Below are 17540 nucleotides of genomic sequence, written 5' to 3'. Positions count from 1 at the left end.
ACTGCCGTGCTCAAACGCATTAACAACACCCCCATCAATCAGGTGGAACAACTGCTGCCATGGAATATTGACCTCGACCTGTCAGCCGTTAACGAAGCTGTCTAGGGTGTAACGCCTAAACGCTTACGGCTTTGATAGTGTCGAGGAGCTTAAAAGCGTCAAAGGTATCGGCGACAAGAAGTTGCAGAGCCTCTCTGATGATGTGACCGTGACAAAATAGGTCAGAATTCAGAGAAAAACGGCATGGCTGGCTTGCAGTCATGCCGTTTTTTTAATGCGACAGGCTTTCGACCAGCCGTGACTTGAGCTCGTCTTCCTCTTCCTCATTCAGTGCCCCATCATCCTTGGTAGTGATAAAGAAAACGTCTTCCACCTGATCGCCGAGGGTGTTGATCTTGGCGTTAATCAACTGAATATCGCAGGCCAGAAAGACTTGGGCCACGGCAGAAACCAGGCCCGGTCGGTCGTGTGTGTAAAGAGACATGACCGTGTGATTTTGCTGCGGATTAGTCTCAAATTCGATACTGGGTTGTGTCTTGAACAGCTTCATGGTTCTGGGCGTAATCACCGGGCAGTAGGCTTTGATATCACCGGTATTGGCAAGCTGCTTCTGCAGTGCCTTGATAATCTCGCGGGATTCCAGCGTGTCGCCGTTGACAATGAAGGTATTGAGCGCATCCAGCTCACTGGTGACATTGATCTTGGCATCCAGCACGTTTAGCTGACATTGCTCCAGTGCTGAGGTGATGGCGGCGAAAATACCGGGACGATCCTTGGTGACCACAAAGATTTCCAGCGTCTGCTGCTCATTGTGGGTTCGCAGAGTAATCAGCGGGTCTTCGCCGGCATGATCCAGCCTTTCTTCGGTTTGCCATACCAGTTCATCCACGGAGTGACGCAGGAAGTATTCCAGATCATAGCCTTGCCAGAGCAAACTGATATCCTGCTGCAGACGATCTTTTTCCATGAGCTTCTGCATCGCTTCCTGGTATTTCTTATAGCTCTTTTCGCGGGTACTTTTTGCTTGTGCTTCAGTGTGTTCAATCCACTGACGCGTACTGTGATAGAGTTGTTTCAGTAACGAATCTCGCCAGCCGTTCCAGAGGTTATTATTGGTGGCGCGTATATCAGCCACAGTCAGCAGATACAGGTAATTCAACCGGTCGGTGGTTTGCACCAGATCGGCAAATTTTTTGATGACATCCGGATCTTCCAGATCGCTTTTCTGCGCCGTTGAGGACATCGCCAGGTGATGACGGACCAGAAAACAGATTAACTCGGTGTCATAGCTGCTCAGGCTGTGTCGTTCACAGAAGGCTTTGGCATCAATCACGCCCAGTACACTGTGATCGCCACCCCGGCCCTTGGCTATATCATGGTAGATGCCGGCGATATAGAGCAATTCAGGTTTGGGTAACTGGTTGAACACAGCTGAGCACAACGGAAATTCGTCACGGTATTCCTCACAGGAGAAACGACGGAGATTACGAACCAGAAACAGCGTATGTTCATCCACCGTATAGGCATGGAACAGGTCATGCTGCATCTGACCCACAATGCGACCGAACTCGGGAAGATAGGCGCCAAGTACGTCCAGTTCGTTCATCCGGCGGAATTCATGGGTCACCCCTTTTGGCTGGCGGATGATTTCCATGAATAAGCTGCGGTTACGTAAGTCGGCCCGGAACTTATTATCGATCAGATGCAGGTGAGCATGAATCTGACGAATCGTCGAGGCCCGGACACCTTTAAGCTGCGGGTTTTGCTCCAGCACCAGAAACACTTCCAGCAGGGCATAGGGATAATAGGCAAATATGCCGGGATTGATGGTTTCCAGATAACCGTTGTGGGACTGAAAGCGGCGGTTGATGATTTTAATATCACGTGGCTCATCAGCGAGGATGATGGTTTCTTCGAACAGCTGCAAAAGCAGGCTGTTCATCTGGCCTACCGAGCGGGCGCAGCGGTAGTAATCCTTCATGAACTGCTCGACCGCGAGGCGTGACTCGTTGTCGACATAACCCAGCTGTTTTGCGAGTTCACGCTGATGATCAATCATCAGTTTTTCCTGCTTACGACCGGCCAGCTGGTGGAGGGCAAAACGGATAGTCCAGAGGAATTGCTGGGCTTTATGCAGTGTCTCGAATTCGCTGTTGGCGAGAAAGCCTTTTTGCCTGAGACCTTCCAGGTTACGCACGTCAAAATGCTGCTGGGCGACCCAGGTCACGACCTGTATATCACGCAGCCCGCCGGGTGATTCTTTCAGATTCGGTTCCAGATTGCTGGCGGAGTCATTGTATTTCTGGTGGCGGTCAAACTGTTCCTGTCTTTTCAGCTCAAAAAAGCGGCGGGTATCCCAGGTTTTGTTTTCGACCGTCAATTGCTCCAGTGCATCGAACAAACGCTTATCGCCGCATAGAAACCGGGCTTCCAGCAGGTTGGTGGCGATCGTGATGTCTTCTTCTGCCTGTTGCCGGCATTCCTGAATGGTCCTGACACTATGGCCGATTTCCAGACCGATATCCCATAGTTGGGTTAAAAAGTCCGATAGTGAAGAGGGTGGTTCAGCAGAAACCGACTCATCCAGCAGGATCAGCAGATCGACATCGGAGTAGGGATGCAATTCGCCACGCCCATAACCACCGACTGCAACAAGGCAGACCGGTGTGTTGTCATCAATGAACTGCTGCCAGATTTGTTGCAGGATTTCATCGACAAAATCTGCGCGTTGATAGACAAGCTCTGCAACCGGCACGCCCTGGTCAAATTGTTGTTTCAGGTGTTGTTGACTCTGTTTCAAAGCCTGCCGGCACAGTTCACTGTTGACCTCGGCATCGGGTGGCATGACGAGGTTGCCGACTTCCCAGATGGAGATGGCCTGTTGAGTCATGAAATATCCTGTATCAGAGATCGTCTTCTTCGCTGCGGCGGGTCAGTACTTCATGACCAGTGTCAGTGACCAGAATCGTATGCTCCCACTGTGCTGACAGTGAACGATCCTTGGTGACCACGGTCCAGCCGTCGGGTAATTGTCTGACATGACGTTTACCGGCATTGATCATCGGTTCGATAGTGAAGGTCATGCCGGGTTTGAGTTCCATGCCGGTGCCGGGGGTGCCGTAGTGCAGTACCTGGGGCTCCTCATGAAAAACGGTACCGATACCGTGTCCGCAGTATTCGCGTACCACAGAGAAGTTCTCTTTCTCAGCATGCTGCTGAATGGCATGGCCGATATCGCCCAGACGAATGCCGGGCTTGACCAGATCGATCCCGATCAGCATCGATTCACGGGCGACGCGGCACAAACGCTCGGCCAGTATCGAGGTTTTGCCGACATGGAACATTTTACTGGTATCACCGTGATAGCCGTCTTTAATCACCGTCACATCTATATTAATGATGTCACCGTCTTTCAGTTTTTTATCGCCGGGAATACCGTGACAGATAACGTGATTGACCGATGTACAGACCGATTTGGGAAAGCCATGATAATTCAGCGGCGCCGGAATCGCTTTTTGCACATTAACGATGTAGTCGTGACAGATCTGGTTCAGTTCGTCAGTGGTGATGCCAGCCTTGACGTGCGGTGTGATCATCATCAATACATCAGCGGCGAGCTGACCGGCAATTCGCATTTTTTCGATTTCGTCTGCAGTTTTGATACTGACTGCCATGTACAATTCCCAATTAAATAATGTTGTAAGCCAAGACCATAGTTTGCCGGAAATCCTGGCCGGTCACCAGTGATGCTTCGACAAAACAGGCGGGGAGATGATTTGGCTTTGTTTTACATCTCATTTGTGGAATAATATGCGCGCCCGCTACTGCTCTCTATCTGAGCAGAACGAGGCAAAATCACACATGTGCCGACACAGTTGTCGGGGTGCTGTCGATAAGACTCGAACAGTCGACAACTGGGGTACATGGAGGCTAAACCCCATACTCTAAAGGTATAATCATGGCTAAAACTACAATGCGCCAAATGCTTGAAGCAGGCGTACATTTCGGTCACCAGACCCGTTACTGGAATCCAAAAATGGGTCCTTTCATTTTTGGTAAACGCAACAACATTCATATCATCAACCTGGAGCAAAGCCTGCCCCTGTTCAATGATGCGTTGAACTATGTCAGCAAGCTGGCTTCCAAGAAAGGCAAAATCCTGTTCGTCGGCACCAAACGTGCTGCCCAGGATGCAATCCGCGAAGACGCAGAACGCGCTGGTATGCCTTTCGTTAACCGTCGCTGGCTGGGCGGTATGCTGACCAACTTCCAGACTGTCCGTGCATCAATCAAACGTCTGGATCATATCCAGGAAATGATCGAATCAGGTAAAACTGAAGGTCTGAAAAAGAAAGAAGTACTGGACCTGACACGCGAGCAGGAAAAACTGGAAAAAAGCATCGGTGGTATCCGCAAAATGGGTGGCCTGCCGGATGCGATGTTTGTTATCGACGTCGAACATGAAAGCATCGCTATTAAAGAAGCGAAGAAACTGGGCATTCCGGTTATTGCTGTTGTCGATAGTAACAGTGATCCTGACGGCATCGATTATGTTATTCCGGGTAACGACGACTCCATGCGTGCGATTCGCCTCTACACTGCGAATATTGCCGATGCCATCCTGGAAGGTCGCGCCTCTGTGACAACGGCAGATGCTAACGAAGAATTTGTAGAAGTTGCTGAAGACAGTGCTGAAAAAGCAGCCGAGTAATTTCTACTGAGAAACTCAGCAGGCTCGCCCGTGAGGGCGGGCCTGTGTTGTATGTGTGGTCTGAATAATCAGACCGGCACAAACCGAATTGATTTGAAGGGTGAGAACAATGGCAATTACTGCAGCTTTAGTAAAAGAACTGCGTGAGCGTACTGGCTCAGGCATGATGGAGTGCAAAAAAGCACTGGTTGAAGCAAACGGCGATATCGAACTGGCTATCGAGGAAATGCGTAAAGCCGGTCTGGCAAAAGCTGACAAGAAAGCCGATCGCGTGGCCGCTGAAGGTGTTATCGCCATCGAAGTCAGCAGTGATAACAAGAATGCGATCATGCTGGAAGTCAACTCTGAAACTGACTTTGTCGCTAAAGCCGATGATTTCGTCAATTTTGTCAATGAAGTCGCTAAAAAAGCACTGGCCGCGCAACCGGCTGATCTGGATGCGCTGAAAGAACTGACACTGGACTCTGGTGAAACCGTCGAATCCAAGCGTCAGGCGCTGGTAGCCAAAATCGGTGAAAACATCCAGGTGCGTCGTTTCACAACGATGTCAACCGATGGCATTATCGGTTTCTATCGCCACGGTGACCGCATTGGTACGATGGTCAACATCAAGGGTGGTGACGAAGATCTGGCAAGAGACCTGGCCATGCATGTTGCAGCCAGCCGTCCGCAAGCGGTTTCTCCTGATGATCTGTCTCAGGAACTGCTGGACAAAGAGCGTGATATCGTCGCGACTCAGGCGAAAGACAGTGGCAAGCCGGACAACATCATCGAGAAAATGATCGAAGGCCGCATGGCGAAATTCGTCAACGAAATCAGCCTGCTGGGTCAGCCTTTCGTTAAAGACCCGGACCTGACCGTAGAAAAACTGGTCAAACAGGCCGGTGCCACAGTAGAAGGTTTTGCTTTCTATGAAGTGGGTGAAGGTATCGAGAAAGCAGAAGACAACTTTGCTGAAGAAGTGATGGCTCAAGCCAGAGGTAAATAATTGATGACAACGGGAAGTCAACCAGTTTACAAGCGTGTTCTGCTCAAACTGAGTGGCGAGGCTTTGATGGGGGATGCCGAGTACGGCATCCAGCCCGAAGTCATTTCCCGCTTTGCCAAAGAGATCACCGAGCTCAACGCCCAGGGTGTTGAGCTCGGTATCGTCATCGGCGGTGGCAATATTTTCCGTGGCGCCGGTCTGGCTGCCAGCGGTATGGACCGGGTCAGTGCTGACCATATGGGCATGCTGGCTACCGTCATGAATGCCCTTGCGCTGCAGGATGCCCTGGAACGTAATGGCACATTCTGCCGGGTCATGTCGGCGATTCGCATTCACGAAGTCTGCGAAGATTATCTCCGTCGCCGGGCTATCCGGCATCTGGAGAAAGGCCGGGTCGTGATTTTTGCGGCAGGCACCGGCAATCCATTTTTCACGACCGACTCCGCAGCCAGTCTGCGTGCAGTGGAAATCGGTGCAGAGTTGATGCTCAAAGCGACTCAGGTCGATGGTGTTTACACCGATGATCCCCGTAAGAATGCCGATGCAGTTCGTTATACCGAACTGAGTTACGATGAAGTCATCAACAACCGGCTGGCAGTCATGGATACAACCGCGGTGGTGATGTGTCAGGAGCAGGAAATTCCTTTGCGTGTGTTTGATGTGCATAAACCCGGTAATCTGACCAAAATCATCTACGGTGAAGATGTTGGCACACTAGTAAAATAGGACGGATCATGATCGAAGAAATTAAAAAAGATGCCGCGGACAGAATGCAGAAAAGCATCTCGGCTCTGAGTTCACAAATGGCTAAAATCCGTGCCGGCCGGGCACATACCAGCCTGCTGGATCATCTGCAGGTCCCATACTACGGTTCAAATGTGCCGCTGAACCAGGTGGCCAATGTCGGTGTTGAGGATTCCCGCACATTGTCTGTGACCCCATGGGAAAAAGATATGGTGTCAGTGATTGAAAAAGCGATCATGACCTCGGATCTGGGGGTTAACCCGATGAGTGCCGGCATGACTATCCGTATTCCGATCCCACCGCTGACAGAGGAACGTCGCCGTGATCTTGTCAAAGTGGCGAAAGCAGAAGCAGAACATGCCCGTGTGGCTGTGCGGAACATCCGTCGTGACGCCAACAGCACGCTGAAAGATCTGCTGAAAGAGAAAGAAATCTCAGAAGATGAAGAGCGCGGTGCGGAAGAAGAAATTCAGAAACTGACCGATGCGACAATCAAGGAAATCGATCATATCCTGTCGGATAAAGAATCGGATCTGATGGAAGTGTAACCATCCGGTTACACTCCATTATCATCACACTCGTATGAGTGATCAAAACATCAAAGTACCGAAACATATCGCCATCATCATGGATGGCAACGGCCGCTGGGCCAAACAACGTCTGCAACCCCGTTTTATGGGCCATCGTGCGGGTGTTAAAGCGGTAGAAGGTATCGTTAAGCGCTGTGCCCAACTCGGTGTCGAAGTCCTGAGCCTGTTTGCATTCAGCAGCGAAAACTGGCGCCGCCCCAGTAAAGAAGTCTCACTACTGATGGAATTGTTCAGTCATGCTCTGAATAATCAAGTCAAAAAGCTCCACGAAAACAACATCCGGCTACAGGTGATTGGCGATATAAGTGGCTTTTCAACGTCGCTGCAAACGCAAATTGCCAAGGCACATGAACTTACCCAGCATAATACCGGCCTGATTTTGAATATTGCTGCCAACTATGGTGGCCGCTGGGATATTACCCAGTCTGTCAGACAACTGGCCGGGCAGGTAGCACGTGGTGAACTGGCAGCAGAAGCGATTTCAGAAGAGATGATTAACAGCCATTTGATGACTGCTTCACTGCCTGAACCGGACTTGTTTATCCGCACCGGCGGCGAGCAGCGGGTCAGTAATTTTCTGCTCTGGCAGATGGCCTACACCGAGTTCTTTTTTACAGATGTGCTCTGGCCGGAATTCGATGCCAATCAGTTGAATAAGGCCATCGATTCCTTTTCCCGTCGTGAGCGACGCTTTGGTCGAACTTCAGAACAATTGCAAGATGATTCTGATGCTTAAACAACGCCTGATTACTGCCGCGATTCTCATCCCGCTGGTTGTCTGGGCACTGCTGGGTTTACAAAGCGGCGTCGTCACCTTGCTGTTTAGCGTCGTCTCCGTGCTGGCCGCCTGGGAATGGCTGAGTCTGACGGGCATTCAAAACAGCGCTATCAAAGCGATCCTTGTCAGCCTGGCGGTGTTGCTGGTGGGCCTAGCCCTGTTTTACCTGCCAATCATGGCAATCCTGTCGATGAGTCTCTGCGTCTGGCTTTCCGCGACCTTACTGGTGATTTTTTTCGCCAACAGGCCACTGAATCCTGCCCTGATTCATCTGTTTCAGTCAAAGGTGTTTGTTTTCATCGCCATGACCTTGATCCTGGCAGGCTTTGTCGCCAGTGCCGGCCTGCTCCATAGCCATTGGCCGCAAGGACCGGCTCTTGTGCTGTATGTACTGGTTACGGTCTGGCTGGCTGATAGTGGTGGTTATTTTGCTGGCAAGCGTTTCGGCAAACACAAACTTGCCGTTGCCATCAGTCCCAACAAAACCTGGGAAGGTGTTTATGGTGCCCTGGTATTGGCATTGATTTGGGCGACCGGCTTCCACTTTACCGTCGGTAACCCGTTACAGGATTTACTCAGCTGGTTACTGCTGACGGCTTTCATTGTGATGGTATCGATAGTGGGTGACTTGCTGGAAAGTGTCTTCAAGCGCAGTTTTCATGTTAAAGACAGCGGTCAACTGTTACCTGGTCATGGCGGTATGCTCGATCGTATTGACAGTCTGCTAGCGGCGATCCCGGTATTTACAGTCAGCCTGCTGATTCTCGGAGCCCAATAAATGAAAGCAGTGACGATCCTGGGGTCTACCGGGTCAATTGGTGTCAGTACTCTGGATGTGCTGAGCCGTCACCGTGACAAGTTTTCTGTTTATGCATTGACTGCCAACGGCTCGGTTGAGGCGATGCTGGCGCAGTGCCTTGAACATCAGCCGCAGGTCGCTGTAATGCTCGATGCTCAAGCGGCAGATACCCTGAGTCAGCGTTTGCGGGAAAATAACTGCCTAACTCAGGTTCTGGCAGGGGAAAGCGCATTAGAGGAAGTGGCTGGCAGCGACCAGACCGATTATGTTGTCGCTGCTATTGTGGGCGCTGCCGGACTGTTGCCGACGCTGGCTGCTGCCCGCGCCGGCAAACGTATTCTGCTTGCTAACAAAGAAGCACTGGTGATGAGCGGCGCCCTGTTTATGCATGAAGTGCAGCAAAACAAGGCCACTTTGCTGCCGGTGGACAGTGAACACAATGCTATCTGGCAATGTATGCCGCTGGGTAGTGAGCACCAGTACGATTTTAGTGATAAAGGTGTGCGCCGGATTATTCTCACCGCTTCCGGCGGACCATTCCGCGATGCTGATCTGGCCTCGCTGGATGAGGTGACGCCCGAGCAGGCCGTCGCCCATCCCAACTGGTCGATGGGGCAGAAAATCTCAGTTGATTCAGCGACCATGATGAATAAAGGCCTGGAAGTGATTGAGGCCCACTGGCTGTTTGGTCTCCCCAGCGATAAGATTGAAGTCATTCTGCACCGCCAGAGCATTATTCACTCGATGGTCGATTATGATGATGGTAGCGTTTTAGCGCAGATGGGGAATCCCGATATGCGTACGCCGATTGCCAACACACTGGCCTGGCCGCAACGGATTGACTCCGGTGTAGCGCCGCTGGATCTGGTGGCTGCCGGACGACTGGATTTTGCCACAGCCGACTTTACCCGTTTCCCCTGTTTGCGTCTTGCCTATCAGGCTTTGGAAGCCGGTGGTACCAGTACCGCTATTTTAAATGCGGCCAACGAAGTCGCCGTAGCAGCCTTCTTACAGCGACAGATCCGCTTTACCGATATTGCCCGTCTTATTGAGCAGGTGTTGCAAACATTGCCTGCCAAGCCGGCTGACAGCCTGGAGCAAATCCTCGCCGATGACGCGGCTGCACGTCACCTTGCTCGGGAACTCGTCTGCTGATGCTCTCACTGCTCTATTTCCTCATTGCGCTTTCCATACTCATTGTGATTCATGAGTATGGCCATTTCTGGGTCGCCCGACGCTGTGGTGTCAAGGTACTGCGTTTCTCAGTCGGTTTTGGTAAACCGATCTGGCGCAAGCTTGGTCGTGACGGCACGGAATATGTAATTGCCCCGATTCCGTTGGGCGGCTATGTAAAGATGCTCGATGAACGAGAGGGCGAGGTACCGGAAAACGCGCTTGATCAGGCTTTTAATCGCCAGTCTCTGCCTAAGCGTATGGCGATTGTCGTGGCAGGACCACTGGCCAACCTGGCTTTTGCCGTGCTGGCTTACTGGTTTTTGTTTGTCGTCGGTATTCCGGGCATTAAACCGATCATTGCTGAGGTCGCCCCTGAATCGGTAGTGGCAGAGGCGGGGATGGTCGGCGGCGATGAAATTGTGCAAGTTGATGGCCGCGATACCCCGACCTGGAATAGTGTGTTCAAAGCCTTATTGAGACATGCTGAACAGGGTGATCAGACTGAACTCACAGTGGCATCAGGTGGGACCCGGCAAACATACAGCGTAAAAGTACCGACGTTAGCGGTCGATGAGGCCAGTCGACTGCTCAGTGAAATGGGTATCACGCCGCTCAGACCGGAGATTGCACCGGTACTGGGACAAATTGTGCCAGATTCTCCTGCGGAGCAGGCCGGGTTACAGCAAGGGGACAGGCTGGTTGCTGCTGATGGCCGTCAGTTGGGCAACTGGAATGACTGGGTGGCATTGATTCAGCAAAAAGCCGGCGAAACCCTATTGATAACAGTAGAGCGGGGACAGCAAACATTGGAGTTGTCTCTAACCCCGGAAGCCGGAGACGATGGTAAAGGCCGGATTGGTGCCGGCGTCGACACCGACTTCAGCAGTCTGCCTGCTGAACTGCAGTCAGAGTTGCGTTATGGTCCGCTGGCTGCCGTTAAAGAGGCCGTGCTTCAGACCTGGTTGTTTACCAGTTCTACATTAACGAGTTTGTGGGGCATGATCACCGGTGATGTTTCCACGGATAATATTGGCGGTCCAATCAGTATTGCCCAGATTGCCGGCAGTTCAGCCGAGCAGGGATTGATGAGTTTTGTCAGCTTTTTGGCCATGATCAGTATTACGTTGGGAATTTTAAATTTGTTACCGATTCCGATGCTCGATGGCGGCCATTTAATGATGTTTATTATTGAAGCTGTTCGGGGTAAACCCTTGCCCGATGAAGTGCAGATCAGAGGTCAGCAGATCGGGCTGTTCCTGTTGCTAATGCTGATGTTTCTGGCCTTTTTCAATGATTTATCAAGACTGTTTGGATAATGCTGTCTTTGCAGGTACACTTACAACTTCGTCGACGGATCGTTAGTACTAACTACAATGAGAAAATTACTGCAATTTCTGGTCATGTTATGTCTCTCTGCAGCAGCCATGGCAGAGACCTTTACGATTGAAGATATTCGGGTAGAAGGGCTGCAGCGCATATCTGCAGGCACGGTGTTCAATTACCTTCCCGTCAAAGTCGGCGATGAAATGACCGACAACGATGCCCGCGGTATTATCCGCTCCCTGTATAAATCCAAGTACTTCAACGATGTGCAGGTTGAACGCCAGGACAATGTGCTGGTTATCAAAGTGCAGGAGAGACCGGCTATCTCCAGTATCGAACTGGTGGGTAACAAGGACATGGACTCGGCAGAACTGCTCAAGTCTTTGCGTGAAATCGGTTTCGGTGAAGGTCAGGTCTTCGAGCAGGCGATGCTGGAAAGGGTCGAACTGGAACTCGAACGCCAGTATTTCAGCCGTGGTAAATACGGTGTGGCGATTGAGTCAGAAGTGACGCCACTGTCACGTAACCGGGTTGCCATCCGTATCACAATGGCTGAAGGTGTCGTCGCCACGATCAAGGATATCAACATCGTCGGTAACGACTCTTTTGAGCAGGAAGAATTGACCGAGGAATTCCAGACCACCACCGGCACCTTGCTGTCATTCATCACCAAAGATAACCAGTATTCACGTCAGAAGCTGTCGGCGGATCTGGAAACCCTGCGTTCTTTCTATCTGGACCGCGGTTATGTCGACTTCACGGTAGAATCCACCCAGGTATCGATCAGTGATGACAAGAAAAATATGTTTATCACTATCAATATCAGTGAAGGTGAGAAATACAAAATTGATGAAGTGCGTCTCGCCGGTAATCTGATTGTGCCGGAAGAAGAATTATTCGATCTGGTGACGATTAAACAGAATTCTGTGTTCTCACGCAAAGCGATTACCAAAAGTACCGAAAACCTGACCAACCGTCTCGGTAATGACGGCTATGCCTTTGCAAACGTCAACGCGGTACCGGAAATTGACCGTGAAGCCAAAGAAGTCGACCTGACCTTTTTCGTTGATCCGGGTCGCCGTGCCTATGTCAGACGGATTCAGATTTCCGGTAACAGTAAAACCCGGGATGAAGTATTACGCCGTGAAATGCGCCAGCAGGAATCGGCCTGGATTGCCACTGACAAGGTGGAACAGTCCAAAGCCCGTATTTCCCGACTGGGCTATTTCGAAAATGTCAACGTGGAAACCATTCCGGTGCCGGGCGTGCAGGATCAGGTGGATCTGGAATACAGCGTGACTGAAACGCCATCGGGCAGTCTGTCTGCCGGTGTCGGCTACTCCCAGTCAGACGGTATTATTTTCAATGCCAACGTGACGCAGAAAAACTTTCTGGGTAGTGGTAAACACATCCGCTTCGGTTTTAATAACAGCAGTATCAACACCATATACAGCTTTGGTTATACCAATCCGTACGCGACGATAGACGGTATCAGTCAGGGCTTTAATGCCTACTATCGTAAAACGGATGCCGACGAGGCCAATATTGCCCGCTATACCCTGGATGCCTTCGGTGGTGATTTCACTTACGGTATCCCTATCTCTGAAGAGAATAGAATCGATCTGGGCTTTGGCTATGAACACACGCAGATTGATTTGCCCAGCAGGGATAGAATTCTTCGTTATGAGGACTTCATCGATCGCGAAGGCGATACCTTTGATACCGTGACCTTGAATGCCGGCTGGTCGAGTGACAGCCGTGACAGTGCGATTCTGCCGACCAGCGGTATTGCACAAAGTGTCAATGCTGAAGTCGCTATTCCTGGTCCGTCACTGCAGTTTTATAAACTACGCTACAAGGCGAATGCCTACAGGCCAATCACCGAGGATCTGACCTTTGCGATTCGTGGTGAGTTTGGTTATGGTGACGCCTACGGCGATACAAACGAATTCCCATTCTTTGAAAATTTTTATGCGGGTGGTATCAGAAGTGTTCGCGGTTTCCAGGCGAATACATTGGGTGTTAAAGAACGTACATCAGATGGGGATGAGGAGCCGGTTGGGGGTAATCTTCTTGTTTCAGGTGGCGCAGAAATCATTTTCCCTGTCCCCTTTATGGATAAAGCCCTGAAATCGTTCCGCCTGAGTGCCTTTACTGATTTTGGTAATGTCTACGACGTGAACCAGGATTTCGATGCCGGTCTGCTGCGTTATTCAGCCGGTCTGTCGGCTATCTGGATTTCACCTTTCGGTGCAATGACATTCAGTATCGCTGCCCCGATCAATAAAGAAGACGGTGACGAGACTGAGGCATTCCAATTCTCGTTAGGATCGACGTTTTAATTAACCATTGGAGTTGAGTGTGAAAAATATGAAGTTTATTTGGCTGTTGTTCGCTTTGATGATTGCTGCACCTGCCAGTTATGCGGCAGATTTGAAGATCGGTGTTGTCAATGCTGGCGTTGTGCTGGATAAATCTCCTCAAAAGGCTGCCGCACTGGCTCGACTGGAAAAAGAATTTGCGTCCAGAAGCCAGTCTCTTGAAGCCAAGCACAGAGCGCTCCGTGCTGCTCAGGAAAAACTGAATAAAGATGGTGCCATTCTCGGTGCTGATGAACGTCGTGAAAAAGAGCGTGATATTCTCAGCGACCAGCGTGAACTTCAGCGTCTGCAGGATGAGTACAGCGAAGATTTGTCTATCCGCCGCAATGAAGAACTGCGTGAACTGGAAAAAGATATCGCTGAAACGATTGTGAATCTGGCAAAAGATGAATCTTTTGACCTGATTCTGTATCAGGGCGTGATTTTTGCCAGTGATAAAGTCGATCTGACTGACAAAGTACTGGAAAGACTGAAAGCCAAAGCGAAATAGAGCCAGAGCGTGAGCTGGACATTAGCGGAGATCGCTCAGCATGTTAACGGTCAGGTTGTCGGTGACCCGGAATATCTTATCCGGGGTGTCGGCACCCTGACCCATGCTGGCCCGGAACAAATCAGTTTCCTGGCGAATAACAAATACAAAAAATATCTTGCCACCACGGGTGCTGGTGCCGTTATTGTTGCAGCAGGAACAGAGACGGACGCGGCGACCAACCTGATTGTGGTTGACGATGCCTATGTTGCCTATGCCAGGGCGGCCACAATGATGCATCCGCTTCCCAAAGCTGAAGCGGGTATTCACCCCTCAGCCTGGGTGCACCCTGAGGCACATGTTGCAGAGACTGCCAGTATCGCAGCTCAGGTCACCATAGAGCGGGGGGCTGTGATTGCCGAAGACGTGGCTATCGGTCCCGGTAGCGTGATTGAGGCGGATGTAAAAATCGGTCGCAATTCCATTATCAAAGCGAACGTCACTCTCTGCCGTGAGGTGCAGATTGGCGAACGCGTTGTCATTCATCCTGGCGTTGTTATCGGGGCTGACGGCTTTGGTATTGCCAATGATCAGGGGCGCTGGATCAAAGTCCCGCAGGTAGGGCGGGTCATTATCGGTGATGATGTCGAAATCGGTGCCAATACAACGATTGATCGCGGTGCGATCGATGACACCGTTATAGGCCAGGGCGTCAAACTGGACAACCAGATTCAAATCGGCCACAACGTGACCATTGGTGACCATACGGTGATTGCCGGCTGTGTCGGTATTGCTGGTAGTACCCATATCGGCAGTTACTGCGCGATTGGTGGCGGAACCGGCATTGCCGGTCATATCGAGATTGCTGATGGTGTGCAGTTGACCGGCATGAGCATGGTTACCAAATCGATTAGCGAGGCCGGCGTCTATTCATCCGGTATCCCGATTGAACCTGCCCGCCAATGGCACAAGAACGTGATCCGCTATCGGCAGATGGATAAGTTATTTGAGCGGGTAACCCTGTTGGAAAAACGACTGAAAGACTGATGGTCGGACTGTAGCGCTGCCTTTTTTACTTTACCGGCAGGGTGACTCACAGTAAGATTGTTGGTCTTTTGTTACAACGATAAGTCCAAGGGTATTGGTTTGAACACGATTGATATACATGAAATTCAACGTCTGTTACCGCATCGGTATCCATTCCTGCTGATTGACAGAGTGATTGAATTTACACCCGGTGAGCACTTGGTCGGCATCAAGAATGTCACCTTTAACGAGCCGCATTTCACCGGCCATTTCCCCCAGCGTGTGATCATGCCCGGTGTACTTATCCTTGAATCGCTGGCCCAGGCGACCGGTCTGCTGGCTTTCAAGACGGCGGATGCCATCCGCTCTGATGAAGCACTTTATTATCTGGCCGGCATTGACAATGCCCGCTTCAAAAAGCCGGTCGAGCCCGGCGATCAATTGAAACTGGAAGTCAAATTGATTAAAAATAAACGTAACTTATGGAAGTTCAGCGGCGAAGCCAGTGTTGACGGTGAAGTTGTTGTCAGCGCTGATATCATGTGTGTTAATCAAGAAATGCCCAAGTGATTCATCCCAGCGCCATTATCGACCCCAGCGCCGTCATTGCAGACGACGTCAAAATTGGCCCTTTTACAGTCATCGGACCGAAGGTGGAAATCGGTTCCGGCTGCGAAATAGCGTCCCATGTTGTCATTAACGGTCCCACCCGAATCGGTAAAAACAACCGTATTTTCCAGTTTGCCTCTATCGGTGAGGAGCCTCAGGATAAGAAGTTCCACGGTGAAGACACCTGGCTGGAAATCGGTGATAACAATCTGATCCGCGAATCCGTCACCATCAATCGTGGCACAGTGGGTGGTGGTGGTGTGACCCGCATTGGTAACAATAACTGGATCATGGCCTATGTTCATATCGCCCATGACTGCATCGTGGGTAATGAGAATATCTTTGCCAACAATGCCTCGCTTGCAGGGCATGTGCTGATTGATGATTATGTCATCCTGGGTGGTTTTACCCTGGTGAGTCAGTTCAATTACCTGGGTTCCCACAGCTTCAGTGCGATGGGGAGTGTGATTTCTCGTAATGTGCCGCCCTACGTGCTGGTTTCAGGTCATATGGCGAAACCGGTCGGTGTCAATGTGGAAGGACTGCGCCGACGGAAGTTCAGTGATGGCCAGATCAGAAATATCCGTCAGGCATACAAATATCTGTATCGTTCCGGTCTGCGGATGGAAGAGGCCGAACAGAAACTACAATCAATGGAACAGCAAGATAAAGAGCTGGAAATCCTGTTCTCCTTCCTGGATAAACAGGAAGGCGGTATTATCCGGTAGCTGTTTGAACAGCTACCGGATACCTTTTGATCAATCGTTACTGGGTGAAGCGTTAATTTTGTGAATGCTTAAATCGGCACCCTGATATTCTTCTTCCTGACTTAGTCGCAGTCCCATCAAGACCTTCAACACCCCATAAACAATAAAGCCACCGGCAAAGGCCACAAGCACGCCCAGCGCGGTGCCAATCAGCTGTGAGATCAAGCTGACGCCGCCCATGCCGCCGAGTGCAAGCTGACCAAAAATACCGGCCGCAATACCACCCCAGACACCACACAGACCATGCAGTGGCCAGACACCCAGCACATCATCTATTTTCCACTTATTCTGGGTCAGGGTGAAGGTCCAGACAAACAGGCCACCGGCCACCAGGCCAGTTGTCAATGCACCAAGTGGGTGCATAATGTCAGAGCCGGCACAGACCGCCACCAAGCCTGCCAGCGGACCATTGTGAACAAAGCCGGGGTCATTACGACCAACCAGGCAGGCGGCCAGAATACCGCCGACCATAGCCATCAAGGAGTTCACTGCAACCAGTCCGCTGATTCCGTCAATTTCCTGAGCTGACATCACGTTAAAGCCGAACCAGCCTACGGTCAATATCCAGGCGCCCAGTGCCAGGAATGGAATACTGGAAGGCGGATGGGCGTACATTTCACCACCTTTACCATAGCGTCCGTTGCGTGGTCCGAGATGCAGCACCGCGGCCAGTGCAATCCAGCCGCCGACGGCATGAACCACGACCGACCCTGCGAAATCATGGAAGCCGGCACCGAATTGGCGGGCAAGCCAGTCCTGAATGCCGAAAGCGCCGTTCCAGGTAATGCCTTCAAAAAACGGGTAGACAAAACCGGCGATAAAAAACGTCGCGATCAACTGTGGGTTGAAGCGGGCGCGCTCGGCAATACCTCCCGAGACAATGGCCGGAATGGCCGCCGCAAAGGTCAGCAGAAAGAAGAATTTAACCAGTGCGTAGCCATTGCTCTCCGTCAGTGAGGGGGCCGCATCGAAAAAGTTGAGGCTGTAGGCGATGCCATAGCCGATAAAAAAGTAGGCAATGCTGGAGACGGCAAAATCCACGATGATTTTGACCAGCGCATTGACCTGATTTTTCTTTCGCACCGTGCCCACTTCAAGAAACGCGAAGCCGGCATGCATGGCTAAGACCATGATGGCGCCCAGTAGTATGAATAAAACATCAGCTGAGGTTTGCACAAT

16 protein-coding genes are annotated in these 17540 nt (G+C 51.1%); 13 read left to right on the top strand and 3 right to left on the bottom strand.

Features of this window, described 5'->3' with window-relative positions; genetic code table 11:
• Nucleotides 1-271: 271 nt before the first annotated feature.
• Together glnD and map are read right to left on the bottom strand one after the other, a co-directional pair.
• Nucleotides 272-2890 (bottom strand): [protein-PII] uridylyltransferase, encoded by a 2619-nt coding sequence (gene glnD, locus FH755_RS02520; protein WP_292438344.1) that lies wholly within the window; start codon nucleotides 2888-2890, stop codon nucleotides 272-274.
• A gap of 13 nt (nucleotides 2891-2903) precedes the next feature.
• Nucleotides 2904-3674, bottom strand: a complete 771-nt coding sequence (gene map, locus FH755_RS02515) for a type I methionyl aminopeptidase (protein ID WP_292438342.1) — start codon at nucleotides 3672-3674, stop codon at nucleotides 2904-2906.
• 284 nt (nucleotides 3675-3958) lie between these two features.
• On the opposite strand from map, the gene rpsB reads away from it, so the two are divergent.
• From rpsB to lpxA, 13 genes are all read left to right on the top strand, one after another.
• Nucleotides 3959-4711 (top strand): 30S ribosomal protein S2, encoded by a 753-nt coding sequence (rpsB, locus tag FH755_RS02510; RefSeq protein ID WP_292438340.1) that lies wholly within the window; start codon nucleotides 3959-3961, stop codon nucleotides 4709-4711.
• 109 nt (nucleotides 4712-4820) lie between these two features.
• Nucleotides 4821-5699 carry a translation elongation factor Ts gene (gene tsf / locus FH755_RS02505; RefSeq protein ID WP_292438339.1) on the top strand — a complete coding sequence of 293 codons (879 nt, stop codon included), beginning with the start codon at nucleotides 4821-4823 and terminating at the stop codon, nucleotides 5697-5699.
• A gap of 3 nt (nucleotides 5700-5702) precedes the next feature.
• Nucleotides 5703-6425 (top strand): UMP kinase, encoded by a 723-nt coding sequence (gene pyrH, locus FH755_RS02500; RefSeq protein ID WP_292438337.1) that lies wholly within the window; start codon nucleotides 5703-5705, stop codon nucleotides 6423-6425.
• An 8-nt stretch (nucleotides 6426-6433) separates the two neighbouring features.
• Complete coding sequence (gene frr, locus FH755_RS02495; protein WP_292438335.1) at nucleotides 6434-6991, top strand: ribosome recycling factor; 558 nt, start codon at nucleotides 6434-6436, stop codon at nucleotides 6989-6991.
• Between the two features lie 34 nt (nucleotides 6992-7025).
• A complete protein-coding gene (locus FH755_RS02490; RefSeq protein ID WP_292438333.1) occupies nucleotides 7026-7769 on the top strand; it encodes an isoprenyl transferase in 744 nt (247 codons plus the stop codon).
• Nucleotides 7762-8589: a phosphatidate cytidylyltransferase gene (locus FH755_RS02485; RefSeq protein ID WP_292438331.1), complete on the top strand. Its 828-nt coding sequence runs from the start codon at nucleotides 7762-7764 to the stop codon at nucleotides 8587-8589. Before FH755_RS02490 ends, FH755_RS02485 begins: the two co-directional genes overlap by 8 nt.
• Nucleotides 8590-9765, top strand: a complete 1176-nt coding sequence (ispC, locus tag FH755_RS02480) for a 1-deoxy-D-xylulose-5-phosphate reductoisomerase (RefSeq protein WP_292438329.1) — start codon at nucleotides 8590-8592, stop codon at nucleotides 9763-9765.
• Nucleotides 9765-11102 carry an RIP metalloprotease RseP gene (rseP, locus tag FH755_RS02475; RefSeq protein WP_292438327.1) on the top strand — a complete coding sequence of 446 codons (1338 nt, stop codon included), beginning with the start codon at nucleotides 9765-9767 and terminating at the stop codon, nucleotides 11100-11102. The genes ispC and rseP overlap by 1 nt, the downstream gene beginning before the upstream one ends.
• A 57-nt stretch (nucleotides 11103-11159) precedes the next feature.
• Nucleotides 11160-13451 carry an outer membrane protein assembly factor BamA gene (bamA, locus tag FH755_RS02470; protein ID WP_292438325.1) on the top strand — a complete coding sequence of 764 codons (2292 nt, stop codon included), beginning with the start codon at nucleotides 11160-11162 and terminating at the stop codon, nucleotides 13449-13451.
• 28 nt (nucleotides 13452-13479) lie between these two features.
• On the top strand, nucleotides 13480-13980 hold the full coding sequence (locus FH755_RS02465) for an OmpH family outer membrane protein (protein WP_292438322.1): 501 nt from the start codon (nucleotides 13480-13482) through the stop codon (nucleotides 13978-13980).
• Nucleotides 13981-13989: 9 nt separating this feature from the next.
• Nucleotides 13990-15006: a UDP-3-O-(3-hydroxymyristoyl)glucosamine N-acyltransferase gene (gene lpxD, locus FH755_RS02460; protein WP_292438320.1), complete on the top strand. Its 1017-nt coding sequence runs from the start codon at nucleotides 13990-13992 to the stop codon at nucleotides 15004-15006.
• A gap of 99 nt (nucleotides 15007-15105) precedes the next feature.
• Complete coding sequence (fabZ, locus tag FH755_RS02455) at nucleotides 15106-15555, top strand: 3-hydroxyacyl-ACP dehydratase FabZ (RefSeq protein WP_292438318.1); 450 nt, start codon at nucleotides 15106-15108, stop codon at nucleotides 15553-15555.
• The gene (lpxA, locus tag FH755_RS02450) at nucleotides 15552-16322 is read left to right on the top strand and encodes an acyl-ACP--UDP-N-acetylglucosamine O-acyltransferase (protein WP_292438316.1); all 771 of its coding nucleotides are present in this window, start codon (nucleotides 15552-15554) and stop codon (nucleotides 16320-16322) included. Before fabZ ends, lpxA begins: the two co-directional genes overlap by 4 nt.
• Before the next feature lie 30 nt (nucleotides 16323-16352).
• On the opposite strand, the gene FH755_RS02445 is transcribed toward lpxA, so the two are convergent.
• Complete coding sequence (locus FH755_RS02445; protein ID WP_292438315.1) at nucleotides 16353-17537, bottom strand: ammonium transporter; 1185 nt, start codon at nucleotides 17535-17537, stop codon at nucleotides 16353-16355.
• Between the last annotated feature and the right edge of the window lie 3 nt (nucleotides 17538-17540).

It is taken from the genome of Methylophaga sp., assembly GCF_009711715.1.
Lineage (GTDB): Bacteria > Pseudomonadota > Gammaproteobacteria > Nitrosococcales > Methylophagaceae > Methylophaga.
Note: the sequence above shows the minus strand (reverse complement) of the source record. Positions and strands in the feature narration are given on the sequence as shown.

Bases quoted from the DNA above. Each gene is read 5' to 3' on its own strand.
- glnD (WP_292438344.1), bottom strand. From the start codon at position 2,890: ATGACTCAACAGGCCATCTCCATCTGGGAAGTCGGCAACCTCGTCATG.
- map (WP_292438342.1), bottom strand. From the start codon at position 3,674: ATGGCAGTCAGTATCAAAACTGCAGACGAAATCGAAAAAATGCGAATT.
- rpsB (WP_292438340.1), top strand. From the start codon at position 3,959: ATGGCTAAAACTACAATGCGCCAAATGCTTGAAGCAGGCGTACATTTC.
- tsf (WP_292438339.1), top strand. From the start codon at position 4,821: ATGGCAATTACTGCAGCTTTAGTAAAAGAACTGCGTGAGCGTACTGGC.
- pyrH (WP_292438337.1), top strand. From the start codon at position 5,703: ATGACAACGGGAAGTCAACCAGTTTACAAGCGTGTTCTGCTCAAACTG.
- frr (WP_292438335.1), top strand. From the start codon at position 6,434: ATGATCGAAGAAATTAAAAAAGATGCCGCGGACAGAATGCAGAAAAGC.
- FH755_RS02490 (WP_292438333.1), top strand. From the start codon at position 7,026: ATGAGTGATCAAAACATCAAAGTACCGAAACATATCGCCATCATCATG.
- FH755_RS02485 (WP_292438331.1), top strand. From the start codon at position 7,762: ATGCTTAAACAACGCCTGATTACTGCCGCGATTCTCATCCCGCTGGTT.
- ispC (WP_292438329.1), top strand. From the start codon at position 8,590: ATGAAAGCAGTGACGATCCTGGGGTCTACCGGGTCAATTGGTGTCAGT.
- rseP (WP_292438327.1), top strand. From the start codon at position 9,765: ATGCTCTCACTGCTCTATTTCCTCATTGCGCTTTCCATACTCATTGTG.
- bamA (WP_292438325.1), top strand. From the start codon at position 11,160: ATGAGAAAATTACTGCAATTTCTGGTCATGTTATGTCTCTCTGCAGCA.
- FH755_RS02465 (WP_292438322.1), top strand. From the start codon at position 13,480: ATGAAGTTTATTTGGCTGTTGTTCGCTTTGATGATTGCTGCACCTGCC.